The following is a 17,608-nucleotide window of genomic DNA, read 5'->3' as shown; positions in this document are numbered from 1 at the left end:
TGTGCCACCCTCGCAGCACAGGGGTTCATGACTCAGGAGTAGCGCAGCGCCTGGGCCGGCTCGACCTTGGAAGCGCGCCAGGCCGGGTAGACGGTGGCCAGGAAGCTCAAGATGAACCCGGCGCTGCAGATCAACGCCACGTCACCGCCCTGCAGTTCCGATGGCAGGTTGCTGACGAAGTACACGTCCGAGCTGAAGATCTGCTGGCCGCTGATGCGTTCGAGCCAACCCACCAGCTCGCTCACGTTCAGCGCCGCCAGGACGCCCAGCACGCCGCCGATCAGGGTGCCGACGATGCCGATCACCGTCCCCTGGACCATGAAGATCGCCATGATCTGCCGCGGGGTGGCGCCGATGGTGCGCAGGATCGCGATATCCGCGCCCTTGTCGTTCACCACCATGATCAGAGTGGCGATGATGTTGAAGGCCGCCACCGCGACAATCATCAGCAGGAGCAGGCCGATCATGGTCTTTTCCATCTTCATCGCGCTGAACAGGCTGCCCTGGGTATGGGTCCAGTCATCGGCCCTGAAGTCCGCCCCCAGATCCTTGGCGATACTCGCCGAAACCTGCGGCGCAGCGTACAGATCCTTCACCGCCAGGCGCACGCTCTGCACCTGGTTCGGCTGCCAGTGCTGCATTTGGGCGGCATCGGCCACGTGAATCAGGCCCATGGAGCCATCCAGCTCGGCACCGACCTTGAATACCCCCACCACATTCAGGCGCTGCATGCGCGGGGTGATACCGCCGGGGGCGCTACTGACTTCCGGCACGATCAGCGTCAGCTTGTCGCCGACATTCAAGCGAAAGCGCCGGGCCGTGATCTCGCCGATCACCACGCCGAACTCGCCTGGCTTCAGGTCCTGCAGGCTGCCCTGGACGATATGCTGGGCGACGATGGAGACCTTGCCTTCCTGGGCCGGATCGATGCCGCTGATCTGGATCGGCTGCATCGCGCCCTTGTAGGACAGCATGCCCTCCATCTCAGTGAACGGCACTGCCGCGGTGACTTGTGGATTGCTCAGCGCCGCAGCGGCCACCGGCTGCCAGTCATCGATGGGCTTGACCCCGACGATGGTCGCATGGGGCACCATGCCAAGGATCCGCGAACTCATTTCCCGCTGGAAACCGTTCATCACCGAGAGCACCACGATCATCGCCAGCACACCCAGGGCAAGGCCGATCATCGAGGTCATGGAAATGAAGGAAACGAAGCGGTTACGCCGCTTGGCGCGGGTGTAGCGCGTGCCGATAAAGATCGATAAGGGTCGGAACATGGGCAAGGCACCCTGGAAAAATTAATGACCCGGCGCCGCTGGGCTAACCACCGACGCCGCGTGCGGTCGCATCAGATTGCGACCAGGTGACCTTCTTGCAGGTGCAATACGCGATCCATCTGCCGGGCCAGGTTCATGTCGTGGGTCACCACCAAAAAGGCGGTGCGCATCGAGGTGCTGAGCTCCAGCATCAAGTCCTGGATGCCCTGGGCGGTATGGGAGTCGAGGTTGCCAGTAGGCTCGTCGAGCATCACCAGCCCAGGCTTGTTCACCAGGGCCCGGGCGATGGCCACCCGTTGGCGTTCGCCACCGGACAGTTCGGCGGGCTTGTGTTCCAGGCGATGACCGAGACCAACCCGCTCCAGCAGCGCCGTAGCCCGCTGCCGGGCTTCCGGGATCGGTGTACGGCCGATCAGCAGCGGCATGCAGACATTCTCCAGGGCGGTGAATTCCGGCAACAGGTGGTGGAACTGATAGACGAATCCCAAGGCGCGGTTGCGTAGCTGGCCACGGGCCTTCTCACCCAGGGCCGAAAGCTCCTCCCCGGCCAGCCAGACGCTGCCCCTGGAAGGCGTATCCAGGCCGCCCAGCAAGTTGAGCAAGGTACTTTTACCGGAGCCGGAGCTGCCGACGATGGCCACTCGCTCCCCCGGGTGCAGCTCCAACTGCAGGCCAGACAGCACCACCACCGATTCCGGACCTTCCTCGTAGGATTTGCCCAGGTCGCGGCAGCTCAGGATTGCTTTTTCACTCATGCCCAACTCACTCATAACGTAGCGCCTCCGCAGGCTGGGTGCGCGCCGCACGCCAGGCAGGATACAGGGTGGCGAGGAAACTCAGGACCAACGCCGCGCCGCAGACCATCAACACGTCCTCGGCCATCAGCTGGGACGGCAGGTAATCGATGAAGTACACGTCGGCATTAAGGAATTTGTGCCCGATCAGGCGTTCGAGGCCGGCGATCGCAGCGCTGACATTCAACGCCGCGAGCATGCCCAGCACGGCGCCGATCAGGGTACCGACCACACCGATCACCGTGCCCTGGACCATGAAGATCGCCATGATGGTTCCTGGCGTCGCCCCCAGGGTACGGAGGATGGCGATATCGCCTTTCTTGTCGTTCACCACCATCACCAGGGTCGAGATGATGTTGAACGCGGCCACCGCGACGATCAGCAAGAGCAGCAGGCCGATCATGGCTTTTTCCATGCGGATGGCCTGGTACAGGTTGCCGTGGGTGCGGGTCCAGTCACGGGCGTAGAAATGGTTCTCGCCCAGCTCCTGGGCGATCTGCCAGGCCGTGCGCGGCGCCTGGAACAGGTCGTCGAACTTCAGCCGCAGGCCCTGGACCTGATCCGGCTTCCAGCGGTGCAGGCGCCCCAGGTCCTGGAGGTTGGTCAGGCCCAGGTAGCCATCGATCTCGCCGGCGCCAACGTGGAAGATGCCCACTACGGTAAAGCGCTTCATGCGCGGGAACATGCCAGCCGGCGTCACCGAGACTTCCGGGGCGACGAAGGTCAGCTTGTCACCCAGGCCGACGCCCAGCTTGTTGGCGGCCTTGTCACCGATGACGATACCGAAACTGCCGGGCGCCAGGGCATCGAGCTGCCCCTGCTGCATGAAGTGGTCGATGATCGAGACCTGGCGTTCCTGGGCCGGATCGATGGCATTGAGCAGCACCTTCTGCACCTGGCCGTTGTTGGTCAACAGACCCTGCATCTGGGTGAAGGGCGCCACCGCCAGTACCTGGGGATTGGCCTTGACCTTGGCGGCCAGGCCTTGCCAGTCGCTGATGGGCTCGCCGGATTCGATAGTGGCGTGGGGCACCATGCCCAGCACGCGGGTGCGCATCTCATGGTCGAAGCCGTTCATTACCGACAGCACCACGATCATCACGATCACGCCGAGGGCGAGTCCGATCATCGAAGTCAGGGAAATGAATGACACAAAATGATTGCGGCGCTTTGCACGGGTGTAACGCGTGCCGATGAAAGCAAACAGAGGTCTGAACATGTCGGGGCTTGTTCGGAGGAAAAGAAGACGTCCTTGTGGCGGGGCCTGGTAAGCAGCTTTACACTCAGACCACTGCCTCTACCATGGGTTCGCCATGTCGACATTAGATGAAGAAGATCGCCGCGAATACTACCGTATCGAGGACGCGATCGCACTGGAAATTAGCCCCTTGTCCGCCCACGATGCGGCGAGCAAGGAAGTGTTGCAGGATGAGTCCGCACTGTTCAATCTGCTCAGTGAATTGCACCTGAGCGAATTCGAATCCCAGCACCTGTTGCGTCAGGTCAGCGAGCGCGATCGCACCCTGGCCAGCTACCTCAAGGTCATGAACAAGCGCATCGACCTGCTCGGCCAGGTAGTGGCCCAGACCGTGCTCGGCAAGTTCGGCGAGCCGCAACGGGTGATCCTCTCGGAGGGGGGCATCGAATTCGGCCACCACCAGAGCTACCCGGCCGGTAGCCACCTGGCGCTGAAACTGCTGCTGATGCCCCAGGCCCTGGGCCTGCTGTTGCGAGCCAAGGTCACCCACTGCGAGCCCCAGGGCTTCGGCACCTTTGAAATCGGCACCGAATTCGAAGCATTGACCGAGGCCCAGCGCCAGCTGTTGGCACGCTATATCATGCAGAAACAGGCCCAACAACGTCGCCTGGCCCGGGAACAGAACACTCCCGACACCCAATGAGCGCGCCTGACCCCTCTTAAAGGAACAACATCCGTGAAGGAGCAATTGTGACCCTGATCTATGGCCATCGCGGCGCCAAGGGCGAAGCGCCGGAAAACACCCTGACCAGCTTTCAGGAATGCCTCAAGCACGGCGTACGCCGCTGCGAGCTCGACCTGCACCTGTCCATGGACGGGGAACTGATGGTCATCCATGACCCGACCCTCAAGCGCACCACCGACCGGCGCGGCAAGGTCGTGGAGCACTCCGCTGCCGAACTGGTGACCTACGATGCACGCCGGGGCGGCCCGGGCTGGGTCAGCCCCTGCCCCATCCCGCGCCTGGAGGAGTTGTTCGAGAAATGCGACTTCGAGCACTGGCAGCTGGAGGTCAAGAGCGCCTCGCGCACCCGTGCCGCCACCACCGTGCTGGCGATCCGGGAAATGGCCCAGCGCTTCGGCCTGCTGGACAAGGTCACCGTCACCTCGAGCTCCCGGGAGGTCCTCAAGGCCGCCGTCGAGCTGACTCCGGATCTGTCCCGCGGACTGGTAGCCGAGTACGCCTGGCTCGACCCGCTGAAGGTCGCCCAGAGCTATGGCTGCCAGATGCTTGCGCTGAACTGGACCCTGTGCACCCCGGAACGCCTGCAACGGGCGCAGCGCCAGGGCCTGCATGTGTCAGTGTGGACGGTCAACGAGCCGGCGCTGATGCGCAGGCTCGCCGACTTCGGCGTAGATAGCCTGATTACAGACTTTCCCGGTTTGGCCAGCGCCACCCTCGAGAATTACTGAAATCGGTCTCCCCGGCCGGCTCAGGCCACCGGCCGGAGCCGCTCAAAAAAGCCGGTTGAGGCCGTCGTACGCTGCCACCCGATAGGCCTCGGCCATGGTCGGGTAGTTGAAGGTGGTGTTGACGAAGTACTTCAGGGTATTGAGCTCGCCCGGCTGGTTCATTATCGCCTGGCCGATGTGCACGATCTCCGAAGCCTGGTAACCGAAGCAGTGCACGCCCAGCACCTCCAGGGTCTCGCGGTGGAACAGGATCTTCAGCATGCCCTGGGGCTCGCCGGCGATCTGCGCGCGGGCCATGCCCTTGAAGAACGCCTTGCCCACTTCGTATGGCACCTTGGCCTGGGTCAGCTCCTGCTCGTTCTTGCCGATCGAGCTGATCTCGGGAATGGTGTAGATCCCGGTCGGCACGTCGTTGACGAAGCGCCAGCTGCCGTTGTCGACGATGCTGCCGGCAGCGGAACGCCCCTGGTCGTGGGCGGCACTGGCCAGGCTCGGCCAACCGATCACGTCACCGGCGCCATAGATGTTCGGCACGCTGGTGCGGTAGTTCTCGTCCACCTCGATCTGGCCACGGCCATTGACCTTGATCCCGATGTTCTCCATGCCCAGCTTGTCGGTGTTGCCAGTACGGCCGTTACACCAGAGCAAGGCGTCGGCCTTGATCTTCTTGCCGGACTTGAGGTGCAGGATCACGCCGTTATCCACGCCCTCGACCCGCTCGTACTCTTCGTTGTGGCGCACGGTGATGTTGTTGTTGCTGAAGTGGTAGCTCAGGGCCTGGGAGATCTCGGAGTCCAGGAAGCTGAGCAACTGGCCGCGGTTGTCCACCAGCTCCACCAGCACACCCAGGCCGCTGAAGATCGAGGCGTATTCGCAACCGATCACTCCGGCACCGTAGACGATGAGCTTGCGCGGGGTATGGCCGAGGCTGAGGATGGTGTCGCTATCGTAGATACGCGGATGGTTGAAATCGATGTCCGCCGGGCGATAAGGGCGCGAGCCGGTGGCGATGATGATGTGCTTGGCCACCAGTTTTTCCACTACGCCATTGGCGCAAACCACTTCGACCGTCTGCTCGTCGGCGAAGCTGCCAGTACCGAAGAACACATCGACCCGGTTGCGCGCGTAGTAGCCGGTACGCGAGGCCACCTGCTTGGAGATGACTTTTTCCGCGCTCTTGAGCACGTCCGGGAAGGAAAACCAGCGCGGCTCGCCAATGGCCCGGAACATCGGGTTGGTGTTGAACTGCATGATCTGCCGGACCGAGTGACGCAAGGCCTTGGACGGGATGGTACCCAAGTGAGTGCAGTTACCGCCGACCTGGCGACGGCTGTCGACCATTGCCACCTTGCGCCCTGCTTTCGCGGCATTCATCGCCGCACCTTCTCCAGCGGGGCCTGAACCCAGCACCACTACGTCGTAGTTGTAGACAGCCATGCGTACTCCTCAGAACAGGCCGCGATGCCCTTCTGGCACCTACGGCTAAATCATGCCGCGGCCAGCGGCATGAAGGATCAATTTGGCTCGGTTACGAACCCGGGCACAGTCTATAGAAGCGACAACGCCGCGCACATTAACCCTTGGTCGCGTCGTAGGCTACTTTTGCCTGCACTACAGCGTGCGCGCCCTCATTGGCTCACTTGGGCCGCCCCGGGAACAACCGGTCGAAGGCCGGGTTGCTGCGTGTGACGAAACCTGTATCGGCACGCATCACGAAAAACGCGGCGATCGCCTGTTTTTCGGCATAGTCCCAGCCAGCCTCGGGCCCCAGGATGAGCAGCAGCGTCGACAAGCCATCGGCCATCAGCGCCGAAGGATGAACCACCGTTACCGAAGCGAGCTTGTGAGCAATGGGCCGGCCGGCCCTGGCATCGAAAGTATGGGAGTAGCGCTGGCCGTCCTGCTCGAAGTAATTACGGTAGTCGCCAGAGGTGGAAACGCCATAGCCGTCCACGGCGATCACCCGCTCGGCCACCTGCCGGTCATCCCGTGGTTCCTCCAGGGCAATACGCCAGGGCGTGCCATCCGGCTTGCGTCCAACCGCCTTGAGTTCGCCGGTGGCCTCGGCCAGATAACGGGTGATACCCAGCGCCCCAAGACGCGCCGCGATACGATCCACCGCATACCCGGCAGCGATGCTGTTGAAATCCACCTCCACTGCCGCCTCCTTGCACAACTGCGATCCCTCGATGCGCAGCAGCCCATGCCCCACGCGCTGCCGCACCTCGGCCAGGGCCCCGGCGTCCGGAATCTTCTCTGCCCGCCCCTGGGGACCAAAGCCCCAGAGATCGAGCAGCGGCTCCACCGTCAGGTCGAAGGCCCCGTCGCTGTCACGGGACAGCTGCTCGCCAACCCGCACCAGCTGCAACACCGGCTCGGGCATGGGTTGGCAAGCATGGGCCGGCAACCGATTGAATCGTTCGATATCCGAATCGCTGCGGTAAGTGGACATCTGGCGATCCACTTCAGCCAGGATCGCCTCGACCTCAGCCTTGACCGCAGCTGCCTGCGGCCCTCCTGAAGGCCGGACATATTGCACCGACCAGGTGCTGCCCATGGTCGGCCCGGAAATGCTTTCCAAACGCTCCCCGGCACCACATCCAGCCAATAGCGCCATCACACCCCACAGCACCTGCCACTGCCTGCTACCTGCCAAGGTCATCCCTCCAGAACGGCCACCCGCAGGGCCTGCCCATCAAGCAAAAAGCCATTATGCGACAGACGGAACGGCATTCACCTATCCACTTCCCCTCAAAGACAAGGGCAAAGCCACACGCTAGAGCCATCGCGCGATGACCAAGAGTTTTAGTTGCCTGATGCCTTCCACACACATATTGTTACAAAACTGTTCAGCGTGCAGCCCCGTGCCCCGCCTTTGCAGTGAGGACGAGTAATGACCAGGGAATGCTAACAAGACAGCCAAAGTGAGTGAAAAACATGTCCACGACCACGGGCAAAGGCAAGGCGATCTTTCGCGTTGTCAGCGGCAACTTTCTAGAGATGTTCGACTTCATGGTCTACGGCTTCTACGCCACGGCGATCGCCAAGACCTTCTTCCCTGCCGACAGTGCTTTCGCTTCGCTGATGCTGTCCCTGGCGACTTTCGGCGCTGGTTTCCTGATGCGCCCCCTGGGAGCGATTTTCCTCGGTGCCTATATCGACCGCCATGGTCGTCGCCAAGGCCTGATCATTACCCTGGCCCTGATGGCCGCCGGCACCGTGCTGATTGCTTGTGTGCCTGGCTACGCCACCCTGGGCGTGGCCGCCCCGCTGCTGGTGTTGCTCGGGCGCCTGCTGCAGGGCTTCTCCGCTGGCGTGGAACTGGGCGGCGTCTCGGTCTACCTGGCCGAGATCTCCACCCCCGGACGCAAGGGCTTCTTCGTCAGCTGGCAATCGGCAAGCCAACAGGCCGCCGTGGTATTCGCCGGCTTGCTGGGCGTAGGCCTGAACCACTGGTTGAGCCCCGATCAGATGGGCGACTGGGGCTGGCGCGTACCGTTCCTGGTGGGCTGCATGATCGTGCCGGCGATCTTCATGATCCGTCGCTCCCTGGAGGAAACCCCGGAGTTCCAGGCGCGCAAGCACCGTCCGACCCTGCAGGAAATCGTGCGCTCCATCGGCCAGAACTTCGGCATCGTCATCGCCGGCATGGCCCTGGTGGTGATGACCACCGTGTCCTTCTACCTGATCACCGCCTACACCCCGACCTTCGGCAAGGCCGAATTGCACCTGTCCGATTTCGACTCGCTGCTGGTGACGGTATGCATCGGGGCGTCCAACTTCTTCTGGCTACCGGTCATGGGGTCGCTGTCCGACAGGATCGGCCGCAAGCCATTGCTGCTGGGCGCCACCATCCTGGCGATTCTCACGGCCTATCCGGCGCTGTCCTGGCTGGTGGCCAACCCCAGCTTCAGCCACCTGTTGATCGTCGAGTTGTGGCTGTCCTTCCTCTATGGCTCCTATAACGGCGCCATGGTGGTGGCCCTGACCGAAATCATGCCGGCCGAAGTCCGTACCACCGGTTTCTCCCTGGCCTATAGCCTGGCCACCGCCACCTTCGGCGGCTTCACCCCGGCAGCCTGCACCTACCTGATCCACATACTGGACAACAAGGCTGCCCCCGGCATCTGGCTCAGCGGCGCTGCCGTACTGGGGCTGATCGCCACCCTGGTGCTGTTCCACGGCAACCGCCATGCCCTGCGGACCGCGCAGACGACCGTGACCGGCGGCGCTCGGTAAACCTTTCGCGGGCAATCGCCCCAAACAAAAACGCCCCGACAAGTCGGGGCGTTTTCACATTGGCAGATACTTAGCGTGGGAACGCTGGCGGGTTGACCCCAGCCATGTCTTCCATCACGCGCACTACCTGGCAGCTGTAACCGAATTCGTTGTCGTACCAGACGTACAGGACAACGCGGTTGTCGTTGCAGATAGTAGCCTCGGCATCGACCACACCAGCATGGCGGGAACCAACGAAGTCGGTGGACACCACTTCCTGGGAATTGACGAAGTCGATCTGCTTGTGCAGATCCGAGTGCATGGCGGTCTGGCGCAGGTACTCGTTGATCTCGTCGCGGGTGGTGGCCTTTTCCAGGTTCAGGTTGAGGATGGCCATCGACACGTTCGGCGTTGGTACGCGAATCGCGTTGCCGGTCAGCTTGCCCTTGAGCACCGGCAATGCCTTGGCAGCAGCGGTGGCTGCACCGGTCTCGGTGATCACCATGTTCAGCGGCGCGGCGCGGCCACGACGGCTGCCCTTGTGGAAGTTGTCGATCAGGTTCTGGTCGTTGGTGAACGAGTGAACGGTTTCGACGTGGCCATTGACGATGCCGTACTGGTCGTTCACGGCCTTGAGCACCGGCACGATGGCGTTGGTGGTGCAAGAAGCAGCGGAAACGATCTTGTCGTCAGGGGTGATTTCACCGTGGTTGATGCCGTGCACGATGTTCTTCAGCGCGCCCTTGCCAGGTGCGGTCAGGACCACGCGGGCAGCGCCCGGGCAGGCCAGGTGCTGGCCCAGGCCATCGGCATCGCGCCATACACCGGTGTTGTCGACGATCAGCGCATCGTGGATGCCGTACTGGGTGTAGTCGACTTCGCTCGGGCTCTTGGCGTAGATCACCTGGATCAGGTTGCCGTTGGCGGTGATGGTGTTGTTTGCTTCATCGATGGTGATGGTGCCGTTGAACGAACCATGTACCGAGTCGCGACGCAGCAGGCTGGCGCGCTTGGTCAGGTCGTTCTCGGCGCCCTTGCGCACCACGATGGCGCGCAGGCGCAGGCCATCGCCACCACCGGTTTTTTCGATCAGGATGCGTGCCAGCAGGCGACCGATACGACCGAAGCCGTACAGCACTACGTCAGTGCCTTTGCGCGCCGAGGCGTTTTGTTGGCCCACGACATCAGCCAGCTCTTCGCGAACGAACTGTTCGGCGGTGCGGCCATTGCCCTGGGTTTTGAATTTGACAGCCAACTTGCCCAGATCGACCGAAGCCGCACCGAGCTTGAGCTCGCTCATGGCTTTGAGGAGCGGGAACGTTTCGTGGACGGACAATTCGCTTTCGTCGGACTGACGATGGCGAGCAAAGCGGTGAGCTTTGAGAATCGCGATGACAGACTGGTTGATCAGGCTGCGGCCATAGATCGAGCTCACCACATTGTTGTTGCGGTAGAGCTGACCGATAAGCGGAATCATCGCTTCTGCGAGTGCTTCACGGTCGATCCATTCACCAAGACACTGGTCGGGCTTCTGAGTCACGGGAACCTTCCACATGTAGGGGCAGAAAAAAGGGGCTACATTATGCCGCCGAGTCCCTCCCGTAGCAATGCGCACCTGTCGTGCGGAACGTAACAATAGTCCTTGCAAAAAAATCAACGCTACGCTGCAGCCCAGTAAACACGCGGGCTCCAGCGGTGTCATTTTTTTGTCAGAGCGGGCGACCTGTCCGTAACCCTCCGTAACACTAGCCAAAATCGGCACTACATTTCCCACTAAAAAGCCGGTTTTTTTGTGATTGCCACTACATTTCCCCCAACCAGCGTATTAGACACATCAGCCACTGACAGTGGCTGCCCGGGGCCGTTACAATTACCGACTTTGTCGCAACGCCTGGAGCTTGACCGTCCGTGCCTGTCCTGCGTCTACCGCTACTCCCAGCCGCCACCGGCAAACAGCACTGGGGCAACCTGCCCGGTGCCGCCCTGAGCCTGGCCATCGCCGAAGCGGCCAGCGCCGCCAAGCGCTTCACCCTCCTGCTGACCGCCGACAGCCAAAGCGCTGACCGCCTGGAACAGGAGTTGAGCTTCTTTGCCCCGGACTTGCCGGTCCTGCATTTCCCCGATTGGGAAACCCTGCCCTACGACCTGTTCTCCCCCCACCAGGACATCATTTCCCAGCGCATCGCCAGCCTGTATCGGTTGCCCGAGCTGGAGCATGGCGTCCTGGTGGTACCGATCACCACCGCCCTGCACCGCCTGGCGCCGACCCAATTCCTGCTGGGCAGCAGCCTGGTGCTGGACGTGGGCCAGAAGCTCGATGTGGAACAGATGCGCACCCGCCTGGAGGCCAGCGGCTATCGCTATGTGGATACGGTGTACGAACACGGCGAGTTCACCGTTCGCGGCGCCCTGATCGACCTGTTCCCCATGGGCAGCACGCTGCCCTACCGCATCGATCTGTTCGATGACGAAATCGAAACCTTGCGCACCTTCGACCCGGAAAACCAGCGTTCCATCGACAAGGTCGACTCCATACGCCTGTTGCCGGCCAAGGAGTTCCCCCTGCAGAAGGAGGCGGTCACCCGCTTCAAGGCCCGCTTTCGCGAACGCTTCGACGTCGACTTCCGCCGCTGCCCGATCTTCCAGGACCTGACCAGCGGAATCACTCCGGCCGGTATCGAGTACTACCTGCCGCTGTTTTTCGAAGAGACCTCGACCCTGTTCGACTACCTGCCCCAGGACACCCAGGTGTTTTCCCTGCCCGGCATCGAACAGGCCGCGGAGAACTTCTGGAACGACGTGCGCAACCGCTACGAAGAGCGGCGCATCGACCCTTCGCGGCCATTGCTGCCGCCGGCCGAACTGTTCCTCCCCGTGGAAGACTGCTTCGCCCGCCTGAAGAACTGGCCTCGGGTGGTCGCCAGCCAGCAGGACATCGAGACGGGTGTCGGGCGCGAACGCTTTGCCGCACGCGAACTGCCCAACCTGGCCATCGAAGCCAAGGCCAACCAACCGTTGGCGGCGCTGGCCACCTTCCTCGATGAATTCCCGGGCCGCGTGCTGTTCACCGCCGAGTCCGCCGGCCGCCGCGAAGTCTTGCTGGAACTGCTGGAGCGCCTCAAGTTGCGCCCCAGGACGGTCGACAGCTGGCCGGACTTCGTCGCCAGCAAGGAGCGCCTGGCCATCACCATCGCGCCCCTGGATGAAGGCCTGGCCCTGGACGAGCCAGCCCTGGCGCTGGTCGCGGAAAGCCCACTGTTCGGCCAGCGCGTGATGCAACGCAGGCGTCGGGAAAAACGTGCCGACGCCAACAACGATGCCGTGATCAAGAACCTCACCGAATTGCGTGAGGGCGCACCGGTGGTGCATATCGATCATGGTGTCGGCCGCTACCTGGGCCTGGCGACCCTGGAGATCGACAACCAGGCCGCCGAGTTCCTCACCCTCGAATACGCCGAAGGCGCCAAGCTCTACGTGCCGGTGGCCAACCTGCACCTGATCGCCCGCTATACCGGCAGCGACGATGCCCTCGCGCCCCTGCACCGCCTGGGCTCCGAGGCTTGGCAAAAGGCCAAGCGCAAGGCCGCCGAACAGGTGCGCGACGTGGCCGCCGAGCTGCTGGATATCTATGCCCGCCGGGCGGCCCGGGAAGGTTATGCCTTCGCCGACCCCAAGGCCGACTATGCGACCTTCAGTGCCGGCTTCCCCTTCGAGGAGACCCCGGACCAGCAGAGCACCATCGAAGCGGTGCGCGAGGACATGCTCTCGCCCAAGCCGATGGACCGCCTGGTCTGCGGCGACGTGGGCTTCGGCAAGACCGAAGTGGCCATGCGCGCAGCCTTCATCGCGGTGCACGGCGGCAAGCAGGTGGCGATCCTGGTCCCCACCACTCTGCTCGCCCAGCAGCACTACAACAGCTTTCGCGATCGCTTCGCCGACTGGCCGGTAACCGTCGAGGTCATGAGCCGCTTCAAGTCGGCCAAGGAGGTCAGCACGGCGGTACAGGACCTGGCCGAAGGCAAGATCGACATCGTCATCGGCACCCACAAGCTGTTGCAGGACGATGTGAAGATCAAGAACCTGGGGCTGGTGATCATCGACGAAGAACACCGCTTCGGCGTACGCCAGAAAGAGCAGCTCAAGGCCCTGCGCAGCGAAGTGGACATCCTCACGCTCACCGCCACGCCGATACCGCGGACCCTGAACATGGCGGTATCGGGCATGCGCGACCTGTCGATCATCGCCACGCCGCCGGCCCGACGGCTGTCGGTACGCACCTTCGTCATGGAACAGAACAAGAGCACGGTCAAGGAGGCCCTGCTGCGCGAGCTGCTGCGTGGTGGCCAGGTGTATTACCTGCACAACGACGTGAAGACCATCGAGAAGTGTGCCGCCGACCTTGCCGAACTGGTGCCGGAAGCGCGAATCGGCATCGGCCACGGGCAGATGCGCGAACGCGAACTCGAACAGGTGATGAGTGACTTCTATCACAAGCGCTTCAACGTCCTCATCGCCTCGACCATCATCGAGACCGGGATCGACGTGCCCAGCGCCAATACCATCATCATCGAACGGGCCGACAAGTTCGGCCTGGCCCAGTTGCACCAATTGCGCGGCCGGGTCGGCCGCAGCCACCACCAGGCCTATGCCTACCTGCTCACGCCACCGCGCCAGCAGATCACCACGGATGCGGAAAAGCGCCTGGAGGCGATCGCCAACACCCAGGACCTGGGAGCCGGTTTCGTCCTGGCCACCAACGACCTGGAGATCCGCGGTGCCGGCGAGCTGCTGGGGGATGGCCAGAGCGGCCAGATCCAGGCGGTGGGCTTCACCCTGTACATGGAGATGCTGGAGCGGGCGGTGAAGGCCATTCGCAAGGGCGAACAACCCAACCTCGACCAACCCCTGGGCGGCGGCCCGGAAATCAACCTGCGCCTGCCGGCACTGATTCCCGAGGACTACCTGCCGGATGTCCACGCTCGCCTGATCCTCTACAAGCGCATCGCCTCGGCCACCGACGAAGATGGCCTGAAGGACCTGCAAGTGGAAATGATCGACCGCTTCGGCCTGTTGCCGGAGCCGACCAAGAACCTGATCCGCCTGACCCAGCTCAAGCTCCAGGCCGAGCAACTGGGGATCAAGAAGATCGATGGCGGCCCCCAGGGTGGGCGTATCGAGTTCGCCGCAGACACCCCGGTGGACCCGCTGGCCTTGATCAAGCTGATCCAGGGCCAGCCCAAGCGCTACAAATTCGAAGGCGCCACGCTGTTCAAGTTCATGGTGCCGATGGAACGCCCGGAAGAGCGCTTTAATACATTGGAGGCCCTGTTTGAGAGCCTCACCCCGAAAACTGCTTGAAGGACGCCCCATGCGCCTGTTCCGCTCCTTGCCCCTGCTCCTGGCCCTGGTCATGCCAACGGCATTCGCCAACGACCTGTACCAGGTGGAAATGATCCTCGTGCGCCAGAACGCCGAACCCCAGATCATCAGCCGCGCCGCCCCCGAGAACTGGGCCGCCGGCGCCACGCGCCTGGAGCCGGGCAGCCTGCGGACTCCCGCGCTGAACGCGATAGTCGAAAAACTCGGCGCCAGCAGCGACTACAGCGTGCTGCTGCATCGGGCCTGGCAACAGCCCCTGGGAGAAAGCCCGGTCAAAGTCGCCCTCAGCGACGGCCCCGAGCAGTTCGGCCAGTTCCCCATCGAAGGCACCCTGAGCCTGACGCTTGGGCGCTTTACCGATGTGGATGCCGACTTCTGGATCAACCAGATCGACAGCAATGGCCTGGTCACCCGCAGCGAACGCCTCAAGCAGCAGAGCCATACCAAGAACGGCCAGCTCAACTACCTGGATAACGGCCACCTGGCACTGCTGATCAAGATCACTTCGTTGACCGCGCCCGCACCGCGCCCCGCTCCTGCTGAAATTCCGGACTGATAGAAGTCCTTATGACCCTGCCCCTGACCAAACCCCTGGCCCCATCCTGGCTCAATCGCTTCAAGGAACAAGCCTTGGAGCGCGGCCGGCGCTACGCCATGGAAAAGCGCGTGCGCATCGTCAGCGCCGGAGACAGCGCTATCACGGCCAGTTGCGAAGGCTCCAATGGCAATATCTATCGCCAGACCATCACCCTGCGCGAGTCGAGCAAGGGCAACCTGCTACTGATCGATGGCCACTGCACGTGCCCGGTGCACAGCAACTGCAAGCACATCGCCGCCGTCTTGCTGCAAGTGGAGGAAACCCTGGCCTATCCGGCGGCGGCCAAAGATGCCGAACTGCTGGAAAAGCTTTCCGCCGTCCTCGACAACCGGCGCCCACCCGCGCCGCCCCAACAACTGCTGGAGGATGTCCAGCCAGTACCACGCCTGTGGCTGGCGAGCGTCGAGTTCAGCGCCTTCGAGCCGCGCAACGGCAAGATGCAGCGATACATCCAGCACCGCGCGGCACTGTCCTTCAACTACCAGGGCGAATACGTCAGCGACCAGAAACACGCCGACCTGATCATCCGCCAGGAACACCAGAGCCTGCGGATCAAGCGCCAGCCCGAACAGGAACAGGCCTTTCGCGAACAGTTGCGGGGCCTGGGCTTCAAGATCGCCACCCGCCAGAGCAAGGCCTTGCCGGAGAGCGCTGGCGAGCTGTACGAGATGGTCAATGACAGCGCCTGGCTGACCTTCACCCTCAATGAACTGCCCAAGCTGCGCAGCCAGGGTTGGGAACTGCAAATCGACGATGGCTTCGGCTTCGACCTGACAGCGGTGGACGACTGGTATGCCAGTGTCGATGAAGCCCCGGGGCGGGATTGGTTCGACCTTGAGCTGGGGATCATCGTCAACGGCGAACGCCTGAGCCTGCTGCCGATCCTGCTCAACCTGATGCGCTCGCATACCGAGATCCTCAACCCGGAACGCCTGGCCAAGCGCCGCGATGACGAACTGATCCTGGTGAACATTCCCAATCGCCCCAACTCCCAGCACGGCCCACTGCAAGTGGCGCTGCCCTATGGCCGCCTGAAACCCGTGCTGGCGACCCTGGGCGAGTTCTACTTGCAGGAAAACAGCGATCTGGCCCTGCGCCTGAGCAACGCCGACGCCATCCGCCTCAACCCGCTCGAGGAGCTGCCGCTGCTTTGGGAGGGTGGCGAGCACATTCGCAGCTTCGCCCAGCGCTTGCGGGACATCCGCGACTATTCAGCGCCAGTCCCCGAGGGGCTCAACGCGACCCTGCGGCCCTATCAACTCGAAGGCCTGAGCTGGATGCAGTCGCTGCGCCAACTGGAAGTGGGCGGCATCCTGGCCGACGACATGGGCCTGGGCAAGACCCTGCAGACCCTGGCCCACATCCTCAGCGAAAAAAACGCCGGACGCCTGGACCGCCCGTGCATGGTAGTGATGCCTACCAGCCTGATTCCCAACTGGCTGGACGAGGCCGCACACTTCACGCCGCAGCTTAAAGTCCTGGCCCTGTATGGCGCCGGGCGCAAGAAGCATTTCAACCAGTTGGCCGATTACGACTTGCTATTGACCACCTATGCCCTGCTGCCCAAGGACGCCGAGCTATTGGCCGCACAACCATTGCACGTGCTGATCCTGGATGAGGCGCAATACATCAAGAACCCCTCGAGCAAGGCGGCCCAGGCCGCACGCCTGCTCGATGCCCGGCAACGCCTGTGCCTGTCCGGTACACCCCTGGAAAACCATCTGGGAGAGCTCTGGTCGCTGTTCCACTTTCTCCTGCCGGGCTGGCTGGGCGATGCCAAGAGCTTCAATCGCGACTACCGCGCGCCGATCGAGAAACAGGCCAGCGAAGTACGCCTGCAACACCTCAATGGCCGGATCAAGCCTTTCCTCTTGCGCCGCACCAAGGAACAAGTAGCGACGGAGCTGCCACCCAAGACCGAGATCATCCACTGGGTCGAACTCAACGATGCGCAGCGTGACGTCTACGAGACCATGCGCCTGGCCATGGACAAGAAGGTCCGCGACGAAATCACCCGCAAAGGCGTGGCCCGCAGCCAGATCATCATCCTCGAGGCCCTGCTCAAGCTGCGCCAAGTGTGCTGCGACCTGCGCCTGGTCAACGACTCGCCACCGGCGCGCGGCAGCTCGTCCGGCAAACTCGACAGCCTGATGGAGATGCTCGAGGAGTTGTTCGATGAAGGCCGGCGAATCCTGCTGTTCTCGCAATTCACTTCGATGCTGGGCCTGATCGAAGTCGAGCTGAAGCGACGAAACATCGCCTATGGGCTACTCACCGGCCAGACCCGGGACCGGCGCACACCGGTGCGGGACTTCCAGAGCGGTCGCTTGCAGATCTTCCTTATCAGTCTGAAAGCCGGCGGGGTCGGCCTCAACCTGACGCAAGCCGATACGGTGATCCACTACGACCCGTGGTGGAACCCGGCCACCGAGACCCAGGCCACCGATCGCGCCTATCGCATCGGCCAGGAAAAGCCGGTATTCGTCTACAAGATGATTGCCCGTGGCACCGTGGAGGAGAAGATCCAGCACCTGCAACAGGAGAAGTCGGACCTGGCAGCAGGCGTGCTGGATGGACGCCAGGCTGGCGACTGGAAACTGCAAAGCGAAGATATCGAGGCCCTGTTCGCACCGCTCCCCGATGACAAGACAGGCCGCTGAAGCGGCCTGTC

Annotated in this window: 12 protein-coding genes; 6 read left to right on the top strand and 6 right to left on the bottom strand. The window is 62.7% G+C overall.

The genetic code is table 11. The features are described from left to right. Positions 1 to 32: 32 nt before the first annotated feature. From I9018_RS10025 to I9018_RS10015, 3 genes are all read right to left on the bottom strand, one after another. Positions 33 to 1,277 carry a lipoprotein-releasing ABC transporter permease subunit gene (locus tag I9018_RS10025; RefSeq protein ID WP_241109327.1) on the bottom strand — a complete coding sequence of 415 codons (1,245 nt, stop codon included), beginning with the start codon at positions 1,275 to 1,277 and terminating at the stop codon, positions 33 to 35. A 71-nt stretch (positions 1,278 to 1,348) separates the two neighbouring features. Next, positions 1,349 to 2,032: a lipoprotein-releasing ABC transporter ATP-binding protein LolD gene (gene lolD / locus I9018_RS10020; protein WP_164487274.1), complete on the bottom strand. Its 684-nt coding sequence runs from the start codon at positions 2,030 to 2,032 to the stop codon at positions 1,349 to 1,351. A 7-nt stretch (positions 2,033 to 2,039) separates the two neighbouring features. Continuing rightward, entirely contained in the window at positions 2,040 to 3,290 is a 1,251-nt protein-coding gene (locus I9018_RS10015; protein WP_068587835.1) for a lipoprotein-releasing ABC transporter permease subunit, read from the bottom strand. A 94-nt stretch (positions 3,291 to 3,384) separates the two neighbouring features. Here I9018_RS10015 and I9018_RS10010 point away from each other — a divergent pair, with 94 nt between their 5' ends. After that, on the top strand, positions 3,385 to 3,972 hold the full coding sequence (locus I9018_RS10010; RefSeq protein WP_068587837.1) for a PilZ domain-containing protein: 588 nt from the start codon (positions 3,385 to 3,387) through the stop codon (positions 3,970 to 3,972). Positions 3,973 to 4,019: 47 nt separating this feature from the next. Beyond that, the gene (locus I9018_RS10005) at positions 4,020 to 4,742 is read left to right on the top strand and encodes a glycerophosphodiester phosphodiesterase family protein (RefSeq protein ID WP_124346272.1); all 723 of its coding nucleotides are present in this window, start codon (positions 4,020 to 4,022) and stop codon (positions 4,740 to 4,742) included. Positions 4,743 to 4,784: 42 nt separating this feature from the next. On the opposite strand, the gene sthA is transcribed toward I9018_RS10005, so the two are convergent. Then, the gene (sthA, locus tag I9018_RS10000) at positions 4,785 to 6,179 is read right to left on the bottom strand and encodes a Si-specific NAD(P)(+) transhydrogenase (RefSeq protein ID WP_031321327.1); all 1,395 of its coding nucleotides are present in this window, start codon (positions 6,177 to 6,179) and stop codon (positions 4,785 to 4,787) included. Between the two features lie 199 nt (positions 6,180 to 6,378). Next, positions 6,379 to 7,404: an FAD:protein FMN transferase gene (locus I9018_RS09995; RefSeq protein WP_241109326.1), complete on the bottom strand. Its 1,026-nt coding sequence runs from the start codon at positions 7,402 to 7,404 to the stop codon at positions 6,379 to 6,381. A gap of 275 nt (positions 7,405 to 7,679) precedes the next feature. Between I9018_RS09995 and I9018_RS09990 the strand changes: the two genes are divergently transcribed. Continuing rightward, the gene (locus tag I9018_RS09990) at positions 7,680 to 8,981 is read left to right on the top strand and encodes an MFS transporter (protein WP_241109325.1); all 1,302 of its coding nucleotides are present in this window, start codon (positions 7,680 to 7,682) and stop codon (positions 8,979 to 8,981) included. 70 nt (positions 8,982 to 9,051) lie between these two features. Here the strand turns inward: I9018_RS09990 and I9018_RS09985 are convergent, their stop codons facing one another. Then, positions 9,052 to 10,515: a glyceraldehyde-3-phosphate dehydrogenase gene (locus I9018_RS09985; protein WP_068587842.1), complete on the bottom strand. Its 1,464-nt coding sequence runs from the start codon at positions 10,513 to 10,515 to the stop codon at positions 9,052 to 9,054. Positions 10,516 to 10,868: 353 nt separating this feature from the next. Here I9018_RS09985 and mfd point away from each other — a divergent pair, with 353 nt between their 5' ends. From mfd to I9018_RS09970, 3 genes are read left to right on the top strand one after another with little or no spacing between them, the layout of a single operon-like run. Then, on the top strand, positions 10,869 to 14,318 hold the full coding sequence (mfd, locus tag I9018_RS09980) for a transcription-repair coupling factor (protein WP_241109324.1): 3,450 nt from the start codon (positions 10,869 to 10,871) through the stop codon (positions 14,316 to 14,318). 10 nt (positions 14,319 to 14,328) lie between these two features. Then, on the top strand, positions 14,329 to 14,895 hold the full coding sequence (locus I9018_RS09975; RefSeq protein ID WP_241109323.1) for a CsiV family protein: 567 nt from the start codon (positions 14,329 to 14,331) through the stop codon (positions 14,893 to 14,895). Between the two features lie 11 nt (positions 14,896 to 14,906). Next, a complete protein-coding gene (locus I9018_RS09970) occupies positions 14,907 to 17,597 on the top strand; it encodes a DEAD/DEAH box helicase (RefSeq protein WP_241109322.1) in 2,691 nt (896 codons plus the stop codon). The last annotated feature ends 11 nt before the right edge of the window (positions 17,598 to 17,608 follow it).

The organism is Pseudomonas sp. MPFS (genome assembly GCF_022537035.1).
Classification (GTDB): Bacteria; Pseudomonadota; Gammaproteobacteria; order Pseudomonadales; family Pseudomonadaceae; genus Aquipseudomonas; species Aquipseudomonas sessilinigenes.
This window is presented reverse-complemented; position numbering and strand designations above follow the sequence as displayed.